This is a genomic window from Paenibacillus contaminans, assembly GCF_003285015.1.
GTDB classification, from domain to species: Bacteria; Bacillota; Bacilli; order Paenibacillales; family NBRC-103111; genus Paenibacillus_V; species Paenibacillus_V contaminans.
In genome coordinates this window covers 367065-388417 of sequence record NZ_QMFB01000005.1, presented here as the reverse complement: position 1 = coordinate 388417, position 21353 = coordinate 367065, and the positions used below count along the sequence as shown (strand labels likewise).

Below are 21353 nucleotides of genomic sequence, written 5' to 3'. Positions count from 1 at the left end.
ACTAAACACGTTTCTAAAAGGAGAAGGAAAATGGAAGCGACTTGGATTTGGTCGAACGACATAAACGGAAAGTACAACCACTTCGTCGATTTTCGACGGACGTTTTATGCGGATTCGCAGATCAGGAACGGCATGATCCGGCTTTCGGCCAATCAGGAATACAGGTTGTTTGTTAACGGAACATATGTGGGCATGGGGCCGTCTCCGAGCGACTATCGCTGGCAATACGCCGATTCGTACGACATAACCGCTTACTTGCATGAGGGTCTGAATGCGATTGCATGCGTCTGTTACCACATCGGTATTTGCGAATCGACGATCGCTTTCGAAAGAGGGCCGGCCGGCTTTTGGGCGGAGCTGGACGTTGAGTCGGAGAACGGCCGTACTTCGATCGTTACGGATGCAAGCTGGCGCGTTCGCCAATCCCCCCGTTGGGTGCAAAATACGTCGCGGATCAGCAGATGGGGCGGTTTTAAAGAAATATACATTACAGGCAGCGAGGACGAGTGGCGGGAGCCGGCTTACGACGATTCGGAATGGCATTTTGCGGAGCCTACGGCTGATGCTGCCGATGGAGGTGCTCCGCTTGCACAGCCGATCCCGAGGGAAATTCCGTTCCTGCACCGCGAACTGCTGCAGCCTGCCTCGCTTGTCCGCATCGATGCGAATAAAGGAATGATTAGCGGGATATCGACTGCGGCGGACTATCGGGCGGATCGGCTATCCGACACGACGATCGATGCGTCGGCTCCCGGCTCCTTTCCGGGGCTTGTTTTCGATTTTGAGCGGGAGGTTGTCGGTTATCCGTATCTGCGTTTGACGGCTCCGGCAGGAGGCGCAGTCGACATCCGCTACGGCGAATCGCTTGACGTGGACCATGTCGATACGATTTTGCTCAAACCGGGCGCGAACGATTGGACGTCGTTCGGCCGCCGCGCGTTTCGTTATATGCAGCTTACTTTCCATGCTTGCCCGGAGCCTGTCGTCCTGGAGAGCTGCGGGATCGAGCATGTCCGCTATCCGTTCGAGGAAATCGGGCAATTCCGATGCAGCGATCCGCTGTTGAACCGGATATGGGAAGTCGGCAAAGAGACGGTTTTGCTGAACAGCCAAGAACATCTCGAAGATTGCCCATGGCGCGAAAAAGCGTTATGGGTCGCGGACGAGCTCGTTATGGCGAAGGTCATTTACCCGCTGTTCGGAGATACGGCGCTGGTCAGAAAATCGCTGCTGCAGGGTGCGCGCATCCAAAACGCGGACGGCTCGATTCCGGCTACCGGACCGGAATCGAATCCTTCCGTGATGCCCGATTTTTGCGCTTATTGGCTGCTGGCGGTGTGCGATTATTGGAAATATACGAAGGATGAGCCGTTTATTAAGACCGTATGGCCGAATATTGTGAAGGTCTTCAAATGGTTCGGGCGGCATGAGGATGAACACGGCCTTTATCACCATAGAGAGCATGCGGCAGGGTACAGCTTCGTGGATTGGGCGCCGCATATCGACCGGCGGGAGCGCGTAACGGCAATCAGCTGTGTTCATCGCAAGGCGCTGCTCGGCTTGGCGGAGATCGCCGCGGAGCTGGAGCTGGACGATTGCGGAAACGCTTGGACCGCCAAGGCGGAAGAGCTGAAGCGGGCGATTCGTCTCCATTGTTGGGACGAGGAGCAACGGGGCTTTGTCGATTGCGTGACGGACGGCGGAAAGTCGGAGCTCGCTTCGCTGCAAACGAATGTGCTGGCTGTTTGGTGCGATGTGATGACTTATGCGGAGTTCATCCGGTATAAGGAGCATCAGGAGAGCCGCAATGCGATCGTTCCGGTTAAAAGCCCGTTTTTCCAATGCTTCGTATTGGAGATGCTCGCTCAGAACGGCGCCGGGGAGGATTTTACGAATACGATTCGAAGCTACTGGGGCGAAATGCTGAACCGGGGGGCAACGACCTGGTGGGAAACGTTCGATCCAGCTTCGCCCGCCTGTACGGTGCCGCACCGGTTCCAGGGCAACACCCCGACGTATTTGCGCGATGACGTACCGGTCAGCCACTGCCATGGGTGGGGAGCGGCGCCGACTTATATGCTGACACAAACCGTTCTAGGTGTCGATGTTCTTGAAGATGCGGGGAACGGAAAGATACGTTTGCGGCCCCATGTTTTCGATCTGGAATGGGCGGAAGGAACGGCGGTATCGTCTTACGGGCGAATCGGCGTCTCGTGGAAGCGGGAGGATCCGCATTCCTGGACCTGCCATGTCACGCTGCCGGAATCGGTCGGCCTGGAGGTCGAGTGGGGGGACGAGGCGCTGCGCCGCATTCCGAACAAAACGGTGTACGTCAACGGGGAACCGATGGCCGTAGTGGAGGGGTGAGCAGGCGAAGAAATAGGCCGACACTTCCGGCCTATTTGACTCGACCCGGCCCGCGGCGTGGAAATAGGCCGACAATTCCGGCCTATTTGGCTCGATCGGGCCTTCGGCGTGGAAATAGGCCGACAATTCCGGCCTATTTGGCTCGATCGGGCCCGCGGCGTGGAAATAAGCCGACACTTCCGGCTTATTTGACTCGACCCGGCCCGCGGCGTGGAAATAGGCCGACAATTCCGGCCTATTTGGCTCGATCGGGCCCGCGGCGTGGAAATAAGCCGGCACTTCCGGCTTATTTGACTCGATCCGGCCCGCGGCGTGGAAATAAGCCGGCACTTCCGGCTTATTTGACTCGATCCGGCCCGCGGCGTGGAAATAAGCCGGCACTTCCGGCTTATTTGACTCGACCCGGCCCGCGGCGTGGAAATAGGCCGACAATTCCGGCCTATTTGGCTCGATCGGGCCTTCGGCGTGGAAATAGGCCGACAATTCCGGCCTATTTGGCTCGATCGGGCCCGCGGCGTGGAAATAAGCCGACACTTCCGGCTTATTTGACTCGACCCGGCCCGCGGCGTGGAAATAGGCCGACAATTCCGGCCTATTTGGCTCGATCGAGCCAGCGGCGTGGAATAGGCCGACAATTCCGGCCTATTTGGCTCGATACGGTCCGCGGAGGAATGGGAAACAAGCCGACATTTCAGGCTTATATGGATTTCGTCCTTATCCGTCCGCCTGCACTCGCTCGTTTTTCCGGTAAGCGGTCGGCGAGCAGCGCGCGATCTGCTTGAAAACCCGGCCGAAATGGGCGATGCTGTCGAAGCCCGCTTGCTCGGCAACGCGGGTGACGGGGATGGCGGTTTCGCGGAGCAGCCGCCGGGCTTCCATTACGCGAACGTTGTTCACATATTCGATGAACGTAAAGCCGGTGATGTCGCGAAACAACCGGCTGAAATGATAGGGCGAAATAAAGAACCTTTCGGAAATATGCTGCAGGCTGAGCGGATCATCGAAGCGGCTGTTGATATAGGCGACGATTTCGTTGATTTTCCGCTCCTGCGGCCCCGTACGCTCCACCGAGTCGATGCCGGACGCCGTCGTCAAACGCGAGCAAAAGACTAGCAGCTGGGTCAGCAGGGCTTTGATATAAAGCGCAGCTCCTTGCTTTCGGGCGTTCATTTCCTGTTCGATGCCGAGAAGGAGCGCTTCGGCGGTCCGCCGGTCGTCTTCCGCAAGGCGTATCACATGGCCGGCGCTTTGAAAAGGAAGCTGTAAGCTGACGCTTTCCTGCTCCCACGCCGGCGCCAGGAAGCGTTCGTGAAAATTGATCAGCAGCCGCTCATGAGCGATCCGGTTCGCTTCCGTCGTTTTGTGCAGCTCGTTTTTGCCGATGAAGACGATATCGCCGGCTTTCACGTGATAGGTTTTGTTCTTGATGAAGTAGTACCGCTCCCCCGAGCATAAATAGTAGATTTCGTATGTATCGTGAAAATGGTTGGCCGGCATCGACATCGCTCCGGCTACTTTGTTGCGGTGAAATTCGAAATCCGCGGCCATCGTGCAGTCCCCTTTTGTACTTCGAGTTACCGTTATTGTAGCAAATAAACAGCTATTTTGGCAGCAAGATATGCAAGCTTTTATCCGAATAACGGCAATATCGGCATAGTTTAATTGCTTATATTGCGCTAATCTGAATATAGTTTTATTGAGGATTAGCAACTCGAATAAAAGGGCGGAGGTGCCGGACATGGCCAAGAAAAAATACGCGCTCGTCGGGACGGGCGGGCGTTCGCATATGTTCGTCAATGCGGTAGCGCGCGACTATAGGGAGACGGCGGAGCTTGTCGCGTTCTGCGACGTCAATCAAACGCGGATGGATTACGCGAACAGGCTGCTTGAGAAGGAGCACGGGCTTCGCCCGATCCCGACCTATAAGGAAGACAGGTTCGACGAAATGATCGCGGCCGAAAAGCCGGACGTCGTCATCGTTTCGACCGTCGACCGGACGCATCATACGTATATCATCCGGGCGATGGAGCTCGGCTGCGACGTCATTACCGAGAAACCGATGACGGTGGATGAGGAAAAATGCCAAGCGATTCTGGATGCGAAGCGCCGGACCGGGCGCAGCTTGCGGGTTACGTTCAACTACCGTTACGCTCCGCATAATACGAAGGTTCGCGAGTTGATCGCGGACGGCGCGATCGGCGACGTGTTCTCGGTGCATTTCGAGTGGCTGCTCAACACTCGGCACGGCGCGGATTATTTCCGCAGATGGCATCGCGATAAGGCCAACAGCGGCGGTCTGCTGGTGCATAAGTCGACGCATCATTTCGACCTCGTCAACTTCTGGCTGGGCTCGCAGCCGAAATCGGTTTTTGCGATGGGCGGACTTAACTTTTACGGCAAAGAAAATGCGGCGAAACGCGGCGTCACGCAATTTTACGAGAGGGCGCACGGCAGCGAGGCGGCGAAAGACGATTTTTTTGCCATCCATTTGGACCGCAACGAACAGCTCAAGGAGCTGTATCTGAATGCGGAGCATGAAGATGGCTATCACCGCGATCAAAGCGTTTTCGGTGAAGGCATCACGATCGAGGACACGCTCGGCGTTATGGTCCGGTACCGGAGCAATGCGATTTTGACTTATTCGCTCAACGCTTACTTGCCTTGGGAAGGCTTCCGCGTCGTGTTTAACGGCAGCAAAGGCAGAATCGAGGTTAACGTGGTCGAAGCTTCCCATATTATCGCAGCGGGCCGAAGCGAGGACGACGGCAAAGTGAAAGATAAAACAATTATGGTTTATCCGATGTTCGAAGCGCCGTATGAGGTCGAGATCGAGGAAGGCATCGGCGGCCACGGCGGCGGCGACACGGTTATGCTGAACGACATTTTCGGCGTGCCGGCGGAAGACCGCTTGAACCGCGCGGCGTCCCATGTGGACGGAGCGATGTCGATCTTGACGGGTATTGCCGGCAACATTTCGATTCGCACGGGACAGCCGGTCGACATTGACGGGCTGGTGAAATTCTAGATTAGGGGATTATCCGGAGCAAAATAGCTTGATATTCGATTAGACGGCGCTTGCCGTCTTTTTTGCTTATACGCGCCAAGTCCAGTAAAAAAACTCCAAAAATAATATGAAAAAAATTACTATATCCCAAGAAGCGGCCGCTCCCCGGCAAAGATCATAACACGTTGTTCTCGCAAGCGATCAAATTGCGGGGAATTTGTCCGGAGAACGGGAACGGAACGAATTCTAGATTCGTTCCGTTCTTTATTTTTTAATAGACACACATATTCCTAAATATGGTAACATGGAATGAACTTGCTTGATTCGAAAGGAGAGTTTATGAGCAAAAGCGTCAAAGTTTTGTTGGTGGCTGTTATTTTAGCCGGTTTGATCGGATGCTCGTCCGAGCAGGAGATTGTTCCGTTCAACGATAAGAATATTACAATGAAGTTAATAAATTCCCAGTCGAACAATGAATTCAAGTTGTACGACATTGAAATTGAAAACAAAGGAAACGCGGCGATCGAATACATCAGCTTTTACCTTGCTTTTCCTATCAAGCACCAGAACGGAACGAAAAGCAATCCGTTTAAGCTCGAGGGGAAAACGGACACCAACAAACCGATCAAGCTGCAAAAAGGCGAGAAAGTCGTCTACAATATTTTCGCCCCGATCAAAGAAGTATTCGGGCAATCGGATTTGCTCGATTACGAGCATCCTTCGATAGAGTTGAAGGGATTCGTAAGATCGGGAGACGAACATATTCCGTTTGGCATGAGCGGGAGCATGGAAATCTATCTTAAACAATGACCGGGGGGATGGAAAGATGAAGACGTTTGTTTATCCGTTCTATGCACTAATACTGGGCGTGGTAGCTTTCTTTACGGGAGAAATCGTCACTTTCATCATGCTTGGTTTTATTCTTCTTGCACTGACGAATATTGTAACCGTACTGAGAGAGATATCGCGAAAGCTGGATCAAAAAAATAAGGATACCCGGTCCGGGCCATAACGGTTTCCTTCCGGACTTGCTATGAAGGCTGCTGCGGCAGCTTTTTTCTATTTATTGGGGCGTCAGCGATTTGTGCGATCGACGAGGCGTCCGAAATACCCGGAAATAAGCTTCTAAGAAAACCTTCGTTTTTGGATGACTCGGTTCAACAATTCGTTGGGCTGTATTTGCGGCGTTCGGACAAAGCAGTCTTGGTGCTTATGCCGTCGGTCGTCAAAGCGATTCATCGAACCGAATGGAATGGAGATCCTTTATGCTGGAACTCGATTTTGCCCGCTTGGAGCAGGGAATCGAGTACCTCCTTACGCCGTAGTCCGATTCCACCTGCTTGGAGAGCGGATTTACCGGTATGTCTAGTCAAATAGCCACTGCAAGCGGGCATTTTCGGACTCCAGGCAAGGGAAAGAACCCAGAGTCGATTTCAAGCGGGCAAAACCGGACTGCAGCAAATGCAAACGACGAGCGACAGAATGGCAGTGGGGAATATAAGGGAGAGAAAGCTCCAATTCATCGCCAAGGATGACGGTGCAGCATGTAAGGCTTCCGTCTCTTCCGCGTGTCTGACTTTTGTAATCGGGAAACCGATTTGCCTGACCCGACTCGACTCGACCCGACCCGATCCAACTCGAACCCAAACCCAAACCCAAACCCGACCCGACTCGACCCGACCCAACTCGAACCCAAACCCAAACCCAAACCCAAACGCAAACCCAAACCCAAACCCAAACCCAAACCCAAACCCAAACCCAAACCCGACCCGACCCGTCGGATGGGTCTATCGACTTGAGCGGCGGCTCCGGTTTCGGTTTGGATGAAGCTGACGGCGCAGCCGGTTACCTCGAAGCACCAAATCGGCGGCTATAAAGCCTTCTCATCGCTTTTGCAGCCTACTCTCTCAGATGTTATAGAAGTCAGGTCGTTTGACCATGATAGAGATGAGGGGGAATAAACATGTTCGGAAAAAAGAAAAAGAGTAACCTTCATCTCACGATAAGCAATCGGAGGAAGATTCATAGCTCATCGCGCCAAGAGCTTTTTCAATTTGAGATGAAGGCCAATAAACCGCTGCCGCCGGCATCCCACGGTACCGCTTATTTGCGGGGAAAACAATAAGGCCATGTCGAAGCCCCTAAACGATTAGGGGTTTTCTTGTTGCTTGGAAAACTTTACAACTGTATAGTAAAAGTGTAAAAAGGAGGAACGCCGGGAAAATGAAGAGATTCGGACAAGCTCTAATCGGAACAATAATAGGCAGGCTGATTATTGCCGCTATCATTATTATGGTGCCGGCGTTACTTGAAGAGACGTTCGCATTAAACGACTGGCTCTCGAAGCCGTTTAAGCTTTTGGCGGAGTGGAAGGCGGAAGGCGCGCTTGCGGGCAGAGCTAAATTTACGGTACTGCTTCTGATTTATGGCTCGATGTTGGCGTTTGCGGCTGCATTTATTTTCAACCGGATCAAAGCGAAAACACCGGCGGCAGTGCCTTACCGGTCCCGCAACAATTATGAGAGAATGATTGCGGAGGTTAAGGAAGCCGTTAATAACCGCCAAGCGTCCAAAGAATTAAAGTACGAAAAAATAACCGGCTTATTCGATGCCCTGATTGACGATGTATGCAATTTATTTCAGCTTCAAAGAGCGGACGTACGTGCGGTGCTTGTCGTGAACTCGCGAGGCAATCACAAGTTGACGGGGTGGCGTTGGGGGCGTGCCTGTTCGATCGACCAGGAGCGGATGGATACGAAGGCGATAGCCAAATTTCTCGAGACGGAGCTTACCTATCCGATTTGGCAAGAGGTTAAGAGCCATTTTGATCATACGGATTCGGATACCTTGCTTTTCATAAGAAATAGCGGAACGTTGGGATTGGGCTGCTTGATCGCCATAGCCGATCCCGTCGATGTAGAAGCGCATATCGGCGAATGGGAACAGATCGTGAAACCGTTTACCATGTTGGGTCATATGGACAAGCTGGTACAATTTGTCGTAAAATATAGCTAAAGGAGGCGATTCGGGATGCTAAACTTGATCGATCGAATATTTGGCGGCAACCATAGTAAAGAGCCTATTAAAATCGTTCGCAAGGTGAAACACTCGGAGAAGCCGGCTCTGACGAACGCCAAGCACGGGACAGTTATTTTACGAGGCAAAATAGAAGAAGAATATAAAGCGGCGAAGTAGAAGCCGCCTTCCGAAGCCCTTCAAGTTTCTAACTTGAAGGGCTTTATTTGTATTCGACGGTAAACGCGCGTCCCAGCGTATGCTTACGAAGTCGCTTTTTTCGAAAAGGACATTATTAGTGTGATTCTCCTCATTGGTAAGCGCAAAAGGCGGTTTTACCATGAGAACAGTTAGCCTAGACTCATTGATAGTGAGGAAAAGGTTATTATGTTCCGGCGCGACAGCAAAAAAACACACAGGACAATTCTTCAAGGCGGATGCCGAGAATTGTCCTGTTTGGCGTAAGCGGGGTGTTTCCGAATCCGCACCGAGAAGTATACGGGTTACGCTTGCTCGCTCGAATGCTGCTTAATGTAATCTTCCAGCTTGATGCGGATGTACGGCGGCAGGCCGGACATCATGCAGCCGTAGCGGAATTCGTTGTTTTTCGATTCGATCCGGATGATTTTGCCGGTAATCGGCGGCAAATCGGCTTCCTTCGGAAAGTGAATGACGATGAACATGTCGCGCGCAAGCGGGAATCGGGAGACGATTTGCAAACCGCTTTCGGATAAATCGACCAGATTGCCTTCAATGTTCTGGCCGGAGAACGAGCCCTCCTGCTCCCATTGATAGACGGACAGCTGCAGCTTGATATTCAAGCTGATTCGCGTATTGCGGCGGCGTTCCTTGGTGTCGGGAGCGGCTGCCGATTCGTCGTCGCCGGAAGGCTCGTCGGCTTGCTTGGGCTCGATTTTCTCCTGCATCCAATCCTCGTAGCATTGCACGACCGAGCATAGATCCTGCGGGCCGAGCCCTTTCGCCAGACCCATCTGGAACAAAGCCGCGGCGCTGTTCAGCATCGGCGAGGGGAGCTGGAATTGCTGCGTCAGCTGCGAGGCGAGGAGCAAATCCTTCAGCATCAGCTGCAGCGAAAATTGATTGGAAAAGTCGCGTCCGATAATTTTGCTGCCCTTCAGCTCGGCTTGCTTGCTGTTCGCACTGCCTGCCAGTACGATCTCCAAAAACATTTCGGGGTCGAGTCCCGATTTGACGGCAATCGACAAGCCTTCGGCAAGTCCCGCCGCATTGATGCCGACCATCGTATTATGCGCGAGCTTGGAGGAGGATCCGGAGCCGGACGGCCCCATGTACAGCATTTTGCTGCCGAGGGCATCGAACAAATCGCGATTCTCTTCGAACACCTCGGCGTTCCCGCCGATCATAAAGACAAGCGTGCCGGCTTCCGCCGCTGGCTTGCTTCCGGTAACGGGCGCATCGAGAAAGTCGACCATATGCGATGCCAGTTCTTCATGAATGCGTCTGCTTGTCTGGGGGGCGACCGTACTGCAGTCGATAACCGTCAGACCCGGATGCGTGCCTTCCAATACGCCCGATGCGCCATAAATGACGTCAAGCAGGGCTTGATCGTTGCTCACATTCGTAAATAAGACTTCTACCGAACGTGCCAGATCTGCAGGAGAGGAAGAGGTATCGGCTCCAAGCAGCGCCAGCTCGTCCATTTTTTCCGGAGAGCGGTTGTAGACGGTCACGTTGTAACCGTTTTTCAACAGGTTTATGGCCATCGGTTTTCCCATCGTTCCGAGGCCGATAAATCCGATCGTTTTCATGGTATCACCTCGGTATCATTTTACCATGACGGACCTGTCGAGGGAACTTGCATTTCGGTAGGGAAGCCATTATGCTTGTTGATATAACATGGCCTGTAAGGCCATACGGATAATGGGAATCAGAGAATATCGGTTAGACGAGGGGAGCTTTCCGCATGGGGAACAAATTAAGCTTTGATTACAGCAAAGCGCTGCCGTTTATCGGACAGCATGAGGTCGACTATTTGACGGCGGCGGTACGCACGGCGCACGGCCAGCTTCACGAACAAACGGGAGCGGGCTCGGACTACCTGGGTTGGGTGGATTTGCCCGTCGCATACGATAAAGAAGAGTTCGGACGGATCGAGCAGGCGGCTAAACGGATTCAAGCGGATTCGGACGCGCTTGTCGTCATCGGGATCGGCGGTTCTTATTTGGGAGCGCGGGCGGCCATCGAAATGCTGTCGCATTCGTTCTACAACCTGCTTCCGAAGGATAAACGCAAGACGCCGGAAATTTACTTTGTCGGCAACAACATAAGCTCGACATATGTAACGCACCTGCTGCAGCTGCTGGAAGGGAAAGACTTCTCGGTCAACGTCATCTCCAAGTCGGGCACGACGACCGAGCCTGCGATCGCATTCCGCATTTTCCGCGAGGTGCTGGAGAACAAGTACGGCAAGGAAGCGGCGCGCAAACGCATCTACGCGACGACGGACAGCGCCAAAGGCGCGCTGAAGCAGCTGTCGACGGCGGAAGGCTACGAATCGTTCGTCATCCCGGACGACGTGGGCGGCCGTTACTCCGTGCTGACAGCGGTCGGCTTGCTGCCGATTGCAGTAGCGGGCATCAACATCGGGGACATGATGCAAGGCGCGGCGGACGCCCGCGAGCGTTACGCAAACCCTGAGCTTAGCGAGAACGAATGCTATCAGTATGCGGCCGTGCGCAATGCGCTGTACCGCAAGGGCAAAACGACGGAAATTTTGGTCAATTACGAGCCTTCGCTTCATTTTGTGTCGGAATGGTGGAAGCAGTTGTACGGCGAAAGCGAAGGCAAGGACTATAAGGGGATTTTCCCCGCTGCAGTCGATTTCTCGACGGATCTTCACTCGATGGGCCAGTTTATCCAGGAAGGCAACCGCAATTTGTTCGAGACGGTCATTCAAGTAGACAAGATATCCGAAGAGATCGTCATCGGCACCGATGCGGACAATCTGGACGGACTTAATTTCTTGAGCGGACGGACGATGGATTTCGTCAACAAGAAAGCGTTCGAGGGCACGATGCTCGCCCATACGGACGGAGGCGTGCCGAATCTGATCGTGACGCTGCCGGACATGACGCCTTACACGTTCGGCTACATGGTGTATTTCTTCGAGAAGGCTTGCGGCATCAGCGGCTACCTGCTCGGCGTCAACCCGTTCGATCAGCCGGGCGTCGAGGCGTACAAGAAAAATATGTTCGCGCTGCTGGGCAAACCGGGCTTCGAGAAAGAAAAAGCGGAGCTGGAAGCTCGGCTGACGAAATAACGGTACGGGAACGTACGGAACTTTAGCGGTAAGACGAGGCGGCGCGTCGCAGGATGTGCCGCTCTTCCCTATGAAATGGGCGATACACCGGACGGTGGGAGCCTCGTGGCCGTGTGCCCGGCACATACTGTAATACATTCACGTAAACGAGGGGAGGGAAAGCATGCTCGCGAGCTACAAAACGGTCAAACGTTACGGGAATGCGGAAATCGTCATTAAAAAATCGCGTTTTATCGGACATGCCAAACCTGTCGCCTCCGAGGAGGAAGCGGTCGCCTTTATCGAAGCGATCAAAAAAGAGCATTGGAACGCCACGCACAACTGCTCCGCTTACGTCATCGGCCAGCGGGACGAGTGCCAGAAGCAATCGGACGACGGCGAGCCAAGCGGAACGGCCGGCAAGCCGATTTTGGAAGTCATCAAGCACCAAGGCCTGAAAAATGTCGCGGTTGTCGTCACCCGATATTTCGGCGGCATTATGCTCGGAGCGGGCGGTCTCATCCGGGCTTACACCGATGGAGCCGTAGTCGGACTCGAGGCGGCGGATCCCGTGTATCGGGTGCTTCACCGCGAGGTGCTGGTCGCCATCGAATATACGTGGCACGGCAAAGTGGAAAATGAACTGCGATCGCGTCAAACGCTTATGGGGGAAACGGCATTTACCGACAAGGTGACGCTGGCCTGTTTGCCGCTTGAAGAGGAAGCGGATCGCTTTATCGCCTGGATGACCGATTTGACGCAGGGACAGGCGACGATTTTGAAAGGCGAAGCCCGATATATCGACCATGAGACGCTGCCGGGCTAGCGTTTGCGAGAGGGGACAAGAAGCATGTCACCAAGAAGAAGCGTCGATCAGGAGCTCAGCAGGGAACGAATACTCGAGGAAGCGGCCGTACTGTTCGCGAAGCATGGCTATCGGGATTTGACGATGCGCAGCATCGCCAAGGAAATGGGGTACAGCCATGGCGCGCTGTATTATCATTTTAAAGACAAAGCGGAACTGTTTTATGCCATGGTCAAGGAAGACTTCTCCATGATTTTGGCCAAGCAGCGGGAGATGCTGAAGGGGAGCCGCGTGGGCGATATCGGCCAGCTGAAGCGGCTGATGACGGAGTTTATCAAATTCGGCATCGAAAATCCGCATCATTATGAAATTATGTTTTTGATCAACGACGCCGAGCTTCGCAAGCATTCGCGCGTCGAGCAAGCGCAATGCCTCGATTTGTTCGCTTCGGTCGTTCGCGGTATTATCGGCAGCCGGAAAGAGGCTCAACACAAGATGTATACGCTTCCTTGGAGCTTGTTCATGTCGATGCACGGATTCATCACGTATACGATTCATTACGGGCAAACCTATAGCGAAGTCAAGAAAATGGCGGAGGACCACATCAACAATTTATGCGAAGGAATCGGGAGATCCTGACGTAGGATGAACGGGCGGTCATGATCTTTTTTACAGCCGAATGAGCATGTTTGAACGATGCCTCCTCATAAGCTTGTATTAGGATCGAACCGCGGGACATGCGGAGATTCAAGACAAGCGAAGGAGGCGTTTCATTTTGGACCGGATTTACGCGCGCTGGATCGGAAGTATTTTTACGGTAATTGGCGTTATCGGTTTTTTCGTCCAGGATTTGTTCGGCATTCTTCACCTGCATACGGCGCATAATGTGTTTCATCTGCTGATCGGGATCACCGGCATTGCCGCATCGGTACTGCCCGGCTGGGCTTTGCGCTACACGCAAATCAGCGGGATCGCCTATTTGCTGCTCGGCATCCTCGGTTTTTTCGTGCCGGAGTTGTTCGGGCTCATGCACCTGGCGCTTTCCGACAATATCGTGCATCTCGTATTCGGCGCGCTCGGAACGTATATCGGTTTCGTGCTGAACACAAATCAGCTTGTCATCCAGAAGAAAACGGCGTGACCCGAAGCTCTTCGGCACTTCCGGTAAGCTCCCTTCCGGTTGTTAGGCGGCGGGGGGCTTTGTCTTGACCGAGTGGAACGGGCTTGCCGCTAAGCGGGTTATTTTCGCATAAACGTGGTACAATGGGGAAAGCGAACAGATGGAGAGAGGATGAGACGAAGAATGGATTTATCGCAAAAAACGATCGAAAACGCGGCCTTCATGATCGAGGCGATCAAGACGAAGCTGCGCGTGGCTACCGGTGCCGCAATCAAGCCGGATCATTTCGATTTTGAGCTGTATGAAGATTTGAAGGACATTTACGATCATGTAAACAGCAAAAGCACATTCAGCGTCAGCGAAATGGATGCGATCGTGCTTGAGCTCGGAAGATTGCGCAAAGTCGAAGCGAAGTAACCGAGCGTCGCAACGCGCCTTTCAAGCTCCGCAATATGCGGGGCTTTTTCGCGTTGGCGTGTGCGGGGAGACGGGGGTTATCGAGCGTTACTGCGCGCGTATCGTGCTCCGCAGTATGCGGGGCTTTTTTTCGCGTTGGCGTGTGCGGGGAGACGGGGTTATCGAGCGTCGCAACGCGCCTTTCAAGCTCCGCAATATGCGGGCTTTTTTCGCGTTGGCGCGTGCCGGGCGTCGGAGTGATCGAGCGTTACGGCGCGCGTGTCGTGCTCCGCAGTAGTTCGAAGGACGAACGTTTCCGGAACTTCATGCGGTTCCCTACTACTCGGTTCAGCGGCTTCCTGATATAGTAAGCATTAAGGACTAATGACCGGATAAAATCGCTCGCGGCAACCTATTAATCGCTGAGGTTCGAGCGGAAGGGAGCATCATTTTGATTCGTGCGGACTATGTGCTGTTGCGAAAATTGTCGACTATTTTTATAAGTATCGCTGCGGCGGGGGGCGGGGGCACCTTTTTATCCAATGCGTACATTTCCCGATTCTCCCGCGAAGAGGCGTGGATCAGCGCACTGGCTGCCGTCATCGGTTATTCGGGGCTATTGATTATATTGTTCGCTTATGCGTATGTTCGTCTGGGACCCGTACGCCGCTGGTTGGCCATGGGAAGCAAGGGGAGTCCGGCCGGGTTATGGAACCGCTTAAACCGGTTTCCCGCCGAGGCGTTCGTAATTGTTGCCGCTTACGGCACGGCCGTTTCGCAGCTGGCGCAATTTATCAGAAGCAGGTCGGCGGGAGCTGCGGAAAGCGATTTTTGGCTGGAATATGGCAAAAGCACGCTTTTTAACCTCTCTACTATGCTTTTGCTCGGATTAGCGCATTATTGCCTGCTGCAGCTGCTGCTCCGGCGTTATGCCAGAAAACTCCAAACTACGGAAATGCCTGATGTGCGTTTTTATACCTTCGTTCGGCCGCTGGCCGTTTCCTTTTGCTGCGTTGTTGCGTTTGCGGGGATACGGATCATTTGGTATGCATACGACCGGTCTGCGGAAGGCCTTCCGCTTGAAATAGGCGTTTTTATGACGATTGTATTGGCTGCGGCAGGGCTTGGGACGGTGTTGTTCGTAACGGTGGCGCGCGTATTTTTTAAAGAATTGAACGGGATCGTCGGGGAATTGCGCAGATTGCTGCATAAGCCGCGCGAGGAATTGCTTCGGAGTATTCCGCTCGCGGCCGGCGACGAGACGGGGAAGCTTGCTTCGGCGTTTAATGCGCTGCAAACGCGGCTGAACCTCGAATATGAACAAATGGAAAAAGACGTTCGGTTAGCAGGGGGCGTGCTTCGTCAGCTTTTGCCGGAGCGGGAGCTGATGCTTCCTTCGTTGGCCGTATCGTTTGCCGTACAAGACGCCGGGGAGGCAACGGGCGATTTGTACGATGCGATTCCCCTTGATGAAGATAGAACGGCTTTGGTGGTAGGCAGCGTCCAGGGGAGCGGAATGTCTGCGGCGCTGGTCATTTCCGCGCTTCTTGTGCTTGTCCGTGCGGAGGTTCGCAGCGGCGGAAGCGCCGGCGATGTTCTGGAGCGGCTTCGCAGCCATTTTACCGACGCGCTTCCGGCCGGGATGCCTGCGGCAGTAGGCCTGTGCATGGTCGATGCGCGTACGGGCGCCGTCGAAGCGGGAGCATTGGGAGACTTTACGCTGTGCTGCTCGGACGGGGCGCGCGGGATCGATGCCGCGCAATCGGCATCATGGAATAGCCCTCTTCTCGGATATGCGCCGGCCGGTCCGATTCCTCCGGCGTATATTTCCGTGGAGCCGGGAAGCCGGTTCGTTTTTGCCCGGAGCGGTGAAGGCGCTTCAAAAGGTCGTCCGGCGGTTACGGCCGAACTGCGGCACCGTACGTAGACGGCGGCAGGGAGCGTTTGAAGGACAAGCGTGTGAGAAACGGACGGATTAAGGAAAGAAGAGAGGGGGAAGGGCGTGAACAAGGAGGGAACGGGAAAAGAAGGCTCGTTAATGCTGCGTTTTTTTGGGCTTTATTCGCTCTCGCTTTTTGCAGGGATAAGCTTCATCATGTTCACGAATCTATACGGGCTTCAAATCCGGCTTGAAGAAATGCTGTACACGACGATTCCTTTTCTGCTTATATCCGTTCTGCTTTTCGTGCTTATGCTTCTCCTCTTTACCTGGTATCGTCTGCGGAAAATAATCGCCTATGCGAACGGCCGGAAGTCGAACGTATCGGGAGAGGAAGCGTTTCGCAGGCTGCTCCGTTTTCCCGTGGACATATTTTGGGCCATTATGGGGATTTCGGTGTTTTTTACGATTGCGTTTCATGTATTCGATTACGGCGCCGAAGGGTTCGGACATTTACTCCGTTCTTCGGAAGAACGATGGTATTTGCTCACGACCATGCTTCACGAGCTTAGCCTTGCGCTTATGCTCGCCGTTTTGCTGTACACCAGCAGCCGAGCCAGCCTGCGTCCTTTCCTGATGCGGCTAAACGCCGTCAAATTGCCCGATCAACCCGGCAAATCGTTTCAACGGATGCTGCTGCTGACGTTTTTCTCTTGTTTGCTGCTAACGATCCTTTCGCTACTGCAAACGATAGCCGAAAAAACATTCAGCGGCGAGCCTCTCGATTTCAACCAGCTTGTGGTCGTCGCAGGCGTTTCTTTCTTTTTCGGATTGGGGAGTTTGCTGCTGCCGCTGCTGCAATTTCGCCGGGAGGTTCGGCTGCTGACCGGGCGGTTGTTCGCATTGCAGGCAGAGAAGCGCGGCGTCCCCCGTAAAATACCGATCGTGTCGTTGGACGAATCGGGGCGTCTTGCCGAGGCGTTCAACGAGCTGCAGGCACATACCGAAAAAGCGTACGAGGATTTGACGAAGGAGCTTCGTCTTGCCGCAAGCGTTCAGCAAAAGCTGCTGCCGCCGCCGCTGCAGGGAGACGGCACCTTCCTCTGCTCGGCGTTATGCGAGCAAAGCTTGGAGACGGGCGGCGACTTCTATGATTGGATGAAGCTCGATGAACGGAGATTGGCCGTACTCGTCGGGGATGTGATCGGCAAGGGGATGCCGGCTGCGCTGATCATGTCGTCGGTTTTGGCGTTGTTTCGTCTGGAAGTGAGAAGCGGAGGGACGCCCGGCGAGGTGCTCAGCAGGCTGAACCGCAGAATTGTGGAGACGCTGCAAGGGGAAATGCTCGTAACAGCCGGCCTAGCTTTCATCGAGCTGGATATCGGGAGGCTGCATTATGCGAGCGCTGGGCATCTAGCCCCCTATGTCGTCAGCGACAGCGGGGAAGTGAAGGAGCTTCCGGTCTCATCCATGCCGCTTGGCGTAGACGAAGAGGAGCGTTATTTGCATGAGGAGTACAAGCTTGCAGCCGGCGACCGGCTCATCATGTACTCCGACGGCGTCGTCGAATCGCTGCATGCCGACGGCACGATTTACGGCTTCGACGAATGGGAGCGCCGGCTCTCGGAAACGGACGGCAGCATGCCGCTGGACGAGCAGCTTCGCGAATTGATGGAAAAGCTCCCTCACGGGGCCGGCTCGGAGCCCGAGGACGACCGCACGATCGTTTGTGTCCGCTGGACGGGCAGGGCCGTTGATTAGTCATTTGAGGACGGTTAACGGATTGTTGAGGATGGGACAGCGTCTAATAAAGAAAACCTCGAGTTTTAGTTTGTGACATGGAACCCAAAGCCCTGCGCATATAATGACAAAGGACAAGTGTGCTGCGCGGGGGGATCATGAATGTCGTTATTGCCAAAGACGCTTGCGGTCGTTAGCGGGAGCTTGGCCGTCGCGGTTGGGGTCGATTTGTTTCTCGTTCCGTACAAGCTCCTTGACGGGGGGATGATCGGAATCGGGCTTCTGATGAAATATTTTTTCGGCTTCAAACCGGGGATCAGCATTATTTTTGCCAGTTTGCCGATCTTTCTATTCGCTTTTCTTCATCAAAAATCGCTGTTTTTGCGCAGCGTCGCGGGTTTTCTCATCTCTTCCTATTTGATCGATGTACTTAGTCCGCTGAGCGAGCTGCTGTCGCTCCCCATCATGCTTCACGCGATTTACGGAGGCGCCCTGATCGGAACCGGCATCGGCTTAATGCTAGCCTACGGCATCAATACCGGGGGAACCGACTTGCTGGCCTTCATGCTGTCGATGCGCAACGGCATCCCGACGGCAGTCCTTATATTTGTCATCGATTTTATCGTTCTGCTGACCGGAATATCGGTTATAGGCACGCAGCGTACGCTCTACTCCATGGTCACGATCTTTTTCGTCGCGGCGTTCACCTATTATTTCTCCAACCGTCAAGTATTCGGGGCGGCCTGACAGCTGATTTACAGCATTTCCAATGCAAGCTGAAGATTTTTGAAATCTTTTAAAACGTAACGCAGCTTTTTCTCGATTTTTCTTTTGATCTCCGGATCGGTATAATCCATCAGCATGTCGACGTAACGGTCGAGCGTTTCTTTGATTTCAAGCACCCAATACGGGTAGTTAATAGCGATTTGCTCCTTCAAATCCTCGGCGAACGCTTCGGATAAAAAACGGATTTTCGGCGATTCCAGCATCCTGTCAACGACGAAGGACGGCGGAGTCGTGTCCTCCCGGAACTGCTGCCCCGGCACCTGATCCCAGAAGCTCTCCCATTCCGTGATCAAGCCCGCTTCGTAGAAAATATATTTTAAAAACCCGCATAACCAAGCCGTACAGCTCGTGTTCCGCTGCTGGCAGCCGACGCCGTTGTTCAAAAAAGAGCAGCCCGTGCAGCAGGAACCGCCGCTAGGAATGCAAACTTTGCATATAAAATCGGCCCCGGCCCCGTGGAGATAATCGAGACCGGCATCGATTGCTTGATGCTTGGTTACTAGATGCAAGGGCTCCTTCGGTTGGAATGATTTCAATGAACCTGACATGCCGTCACACCTCACTTTGACCCCGAGCGGGCAGTGGATAAATATCTGATTATTTGAATATACCTGTATTATATGCATAGAAAGGTTTGTTTTACAACTCGCATCCCCGATGTGGTATTATATTCTGTATATTCAGATTTTCAGATTTTAAGGGGCTTGGGCAGATGAATCGTGAAATCCAGCAGTTTAAATCGGAGTTTTTTAAAGCCTTGGCTCATCCGATGCGCATTCGAATTCTAGAAGTGCTGTGCGAAGGAGATAAAAATGTCAACGAGCTCCAGGCGATTCTGGGGAGCGAAGGCTCCGCCGTATCGCAGCAGTTGGCCGTGCTTCGCAATAAGAACGTAGTCAGCGGCACGAAAGAGGGCACTTCCGTTATTTATTCGCTTCGGGATCCGCTTATTAAGGATCTGCTTACGGTTGCCCGGCAAATTTTCGACAATCATTTGGTCGATGCCATATCGTTATTGGAAAATATGAGAAATGAATAAGCAAGCCGGCGCCGGTTATTGCGCAAAGAGCCTCCAATTCCGCAGACAATCGGAAATGGGGGTTCTTTTTTGAGGATGAAAATAGCATTGACAAGGACAAATTGTCGGGTGTATATTCTCCATATATTCAAATAATCAAATATATGAAAAGAAGGGTTACGAATGATGCTGCGGGGAAGATTTGAAGGCTATGACGCCAATTATTTTCGCCGAGACTTGTTATCCGGACTTATCGTCGGTATTATCGCCATTCCGCTTGGAATGGCTTTTGCCATTGCGGCGGGAGTAAATCCCCAGTACGGCATATATACCACGATTATCGCCGGCTTTCTCATCTCGCTGCTCGGCGGCTCGAGGTATCAGATCGGGGGGCCGACGGGAGCGTTCGTGCCTATTCTATTTGCGATCGTCATGCAATACGGGTATGAAAACCTACTGATCGCAGGGATTTTGGCAGGGCTGATGCTTGTGCTGATGGGGATTTTCAAGCTGGGGGCGCTTATTAAATTTATTCCGCGTCCGGTTACGATCGGCTTTACCTCCGGAATAGCAGTCATCATTTTCTCCGGGCAAATCGGGAGCTTCATAGGGCTGACCGACATTCCCAAGCACGAAAGGTTTCTTGCCAACATGAAGGAGATCGGCATGCACCTGACGGGGATCAATCCGTACAGCGTCATCACGGCCCTTATCAGCCTTGCGATCATTTTGGCGACGCCGCGTTTTTTGCCGAAGCTGCCCGGCTCGCTCATCGGACTTGTCGTGTCGAGTATCGTTGCGGTTTTGTTTTTTGACGGCAAGGTCGCGACGATCGGCTCGACGTACGGCGCCATTCCGAGTACGCTTCCGGGTTTTCATTTGCCGGACATCACGCTGGACCGGATGATGACGCTTATTCAGCCGGCTTTTGTCATTGCGATGCTCGGGGGCATCGAATCGCTCTTATCTGCCGTAGTCGCCGACGGCATGACGGGACAACGCCACAACAGCAACCGGGAACTGATCGGGCAAGGGATCGCCAACATCGTTACGCCGTTATTCGGCGGGATTCCGGCTACCGGCGCGATCGCGAGGACGGCTACGAATATTAAGAGCGGTGCGGCCAGCCCCGTTTCGGGCATGATTCACGGCGTCGTCGTGCTGATCGTGCTGCTGCTGTTCGCTCCGTTTGCCTCGGCCATTCCGCTGGCTGGCATGGCGCCAATTTTGATGGTCGTAGCATGGAATATGAGCGAACGAAAGTCTTTTATCCATGTGCTCAAGACGAGAACGGGAGATTCGGCCATTTTGCTGATCACGTTTTTTCTGACGGTGTTGACGGATCTGACGACGGCGGTTGAGGTCGGCTTGGTTCTGGCGGCGGTCCTATTCGTCAAACGAATGAGCGATATGCTAACGGTCGCTAAGGTTTTGCCGGATCCGGCCTCCAAGCATGCGAAGGTAGCGCCGCACGTCGTGAACGACCGGCATGATTGTCCGCAAATCGCCATTTTTACGGTGGATGGGGCTTTATTTTTCGGCGCTGCGGCAATGTTCGAGCATTCCATTATGCGCACGATTTCTTATCGGCCGGGTATCCTGCTTCTAAGAATGGGGAAGGTGCCGTTCATGGACACGACAGGCGAGTCGAATTTGGCCAACGTGGTGAAGGATTTCCAGAAGAACGGCGGCATTGTTCTCGTATCGGGCGTGCGGCCCCAGCCGAAAGAGGTTTTGCAAAGAACGGGTTTGTACGAACGGATCGGGCCGGAGCACTTTTTCGAGCATACCGGCGAAGCGATCGATTATGCCATTACGAAGCTGGACCGGCAAAAATGCTTGGGCTGCAAGCATATGGCTTTTCGCGAATGTGCGGCTTTATCGGAAGTAAAGTGAGGGGCTGTACGGGTGGAAGAGTTGCAAACCTGCTTTCCACGATTTAT

The 21353-nt window shown here is 53.5% G+C and carries 19 protein-coding genes; 16 read left to right on the top strand and 3 right to left on the bottom strand.

The window, feature by feature from the left end; all coding sequences use genetic code 11:
* Positions 1 to 30: 30 nt before the first annotated feature.
* Entirely contained in the window at positions 31 to 2367 is a 2337-nt protein-coding gene (locus DQG23_RS11995; protein ID WP_113031074.1) for an alpha-L-rhamnosidase-related protein, read from the top strand.
* 714 nt (positions 2368 to 3081) lie between these two features.
* On the opposite strand, the gene DQG23_RS11990 is transcribed toward DQG23_RS11995, so the two are convergent.
* On the bottom strand, positions 3082 to 3915 hold the full coding sequence (locus tag DQG23_RS11990) for an AraC family transcriptional regulator (protein ID WP_158560421.1): 834 nt from the start codon (positions 3913 to 3915) through the stop codon (positions 3082 to 3084).
* 190 nt (positions 3916 to 4105) lie between these two features.
* On the opposite strand from DQG23_RS11990, the gene DQG23_RS11985 reads away from it, so the two are divergent.
* The 5 genes from DQG23_RS11985 (at position 4106) to DQG23_RS42105 (ending at position 8566) form a co-directional block, all read left to right on the top strand.
* The gene (locus DQG23_RS11985) at positions 4106 to 5392 is read left to right on the top strand and encodes a Gfo/Idh/MocA family protein (RefSeq protein WP_113031072.1); all 1287 of its coding nucleotides are present in this window, start codon (positions 4106 to 4108) and stop codon (positions 5390 to 5392) included.
* Between the two features lie 318 nt (positions 5393 to 5710).
* The gene (locus DQG23_RS11980; protein WP_113031071.1) at positions 5711 to 6181 is read left to right on the top strand and encodes a hypothetical protein; all 471 of its coding nucleotides are present in this window, start codon (positions 5711 to 5713) and stop codon (positions 6179 to 6181) included.
* 16 nt (positions 6182 to 6197) lie between these two features.
* Entirely contained in the window at positions 6198 to 6383 is a 186-nt protein-coding gene (locus DQG23_RS11975) for a hypothetical protein (protein WP_113031070.1), read from the top strand.
* Positions 6384 to 7594: 1211 nt separating this feature from the next.
* Positions 7595 to 8386, top strand: coding sequence for a hypothetical protein (locus DQG23_RS11970; protein ID WP_113031069.1), 792 nt, complete (start codon positions 7595 to 7597; stop codon positions 8384 to 8386).
* 15 nt (positions 8387 to 8401) lie between these two features.
* Complete coding sequence (locus DQG23_RS42105; protein ID WP_158560420.1) at positions 8402 to 8566, top strand: hypothetical protein; 165 nt, start codon at positions 8402 to 8404, stop codon at positions 8564 to 8566.
* 323 nt (positions 8567 to 8889) lie between these two features.
* Here DQG23_RS42105 and DQG23_RS11965 read toward each other — a convergent pair whose 3' ends face one another.
* Entirely contained in the window at positions 8890 to 10176 is a 1287-nt protein-coding gene (locus DQG23_RS11965; RefSeq protein WP_113031068.1) for an NAD(P)-binding domain-containing protein, read from the bottom strand.
* Between the two features lie 155 nt (positions 10177 to 10331).
* Between DQG23_RS11965 and DQG23_RS11960 the strand changes: the two genes are divergently transcribed.
* The 8 genes from DQG23_RS11960 to DQG23_RS11925 all read left to right on the top strand — a co-directional run bounded on the left by DQG23_RS11960 (position 10332) and on the right by DQG23_RS11925 (position 18353).
* Complete coding sequence (locus tag DQG23_RS11960) at positions 10332 to 11687, top strand: glucose-6-phosphate isomerase (protein ID WP_113031067.1); 1356 nt, start codon at positions 10332 to 10334, stop codon at positions 11685 to 11687.
* A gap of 163 nt (positions 11688 to 11850) precedes the next feature.
* Positions 11851 to 12492: a YigZ family protein gene (locus tag DQG23_RS11955; RefSeq protein WP_113031066.1), complete on the top strand. Its 642-nt coding sequence runs from the start codon at positions 11851 to 11853 to the stop codon at positions 12490 to 12492.
* Between the two features lie 24 nt (positions 12493 to 12516).
* Positions 12517 to 13110, top strand: a complete 594-nt coding sequence (locus DQG23_RS11950) for a TetR/AcrR family transcriptional regulator (RefSeq protein WP_113031065.1) — start codon at positions 12517 to 12519, stop codon at positions 13108 to 13110.
* A 136-nt stretch (positions 13111 to 13246) separates the two neighbouring features.
* Positions 13247 to 13612, top strand: a complete 366-nt coding sequence (locus DQG23_RS11945) for a DUF4383 domain-containing protein (protein ID WP_158560419.1) — start codon at positions 13247 to 13249, stop codon at positions 13610 to 13612.
* Positions 13613 to 13762: 150 nt separating this feature from the next.
* Positions 13763 to 14008, top strand: coding sequence for a DUF1128 domain-containing protein (locus DQG23_RS11940; protein WP_420330226.1), 246 nt, complete (start codon positions 13763 to 13765; stop codon positions 14006 to 14008).
* 430 nt (positions 14009 to 14438) lie between these two features.
* Positions 14439 to 15914, top strand: coding sequence for a PP2C family protein-serine/threonine phosphatase (locus tag DQG23_RS11935; RefSeq protein WP_113031062.1), 1476 nt, complete (start codon positions 14439 to 14441; stop codon positions 15912 to 15914).
* Between the two features lie 75 nt (positions 15915 to 15989).
* Positions 15990 to 17627: a PP2C family protein-serine/threonine phosphatase gene (locus DQG23_RS11930; RefSeq protein ID WP_113031061.1), complete on the top strand. Its 1638-nt coding sequence runs from the start codon at positions 15990 to 15992 to the stop codon at positions 17625 to 17627.
* A gap of 141 nt (positions 17628 to 17768) precedes the next feature.
* Positions 17769 to 18353 (top strand): YitT family protein, encoded by a 585-nt coding sequence (locus tag DQG23_RS11925; RefSeq protein ID WP_113031060.1) that lies wholly within the window; start codon positions 17769 to 17771, stop codon positions 18351 to 18353.
* Between the two features lie 8 nt (positions 18354 to 18361).
* Here the strand turns inward: DQG23_RS11925 and DQG23_RS11920 are convergent, their stop codons facing one another.
* Entirely contained in the window at positions 18362 to 18940 is a 579-nt protein-coding gene (locus tag DQG23_RS11920; RefSeq protein WP_113031059.1) for a hypothetical protein, read from the bottom strand.
* 164 nt (positions 18941 to 19104) lie between these two features.
* Here DQG23_RS11920 and DQG23_RS11915 point away from each other — a divergent pair, with 164 nt between their 5' ends.
* Positions 19105 to 19431: an ArsR/SmtB family transcription factor gene (locus DQG23_RS11915; protein WP_113031058.1), complete on the top strand. Its 327-nt coding sequence runs from the start codon at positions 19105 to 19107 to the stop codon at positions 19429 to 19431.
* 162 nt (positions 19432 to 19593) lie between these two features.
* Positions 19594 to 21306: a SulP family inorganic anion transporter gene (locus DQG23_RS11910; protein WP_113031057.1), complete on the top strand. Its 1713-nt coding sequence runs from the start codon at positions 19594 to 19596 to the stop codon at positions 21304 to 21306.
* The last annotated feature ends 47 nt before the right edge of the window (positions 21307 to 21353 follow it).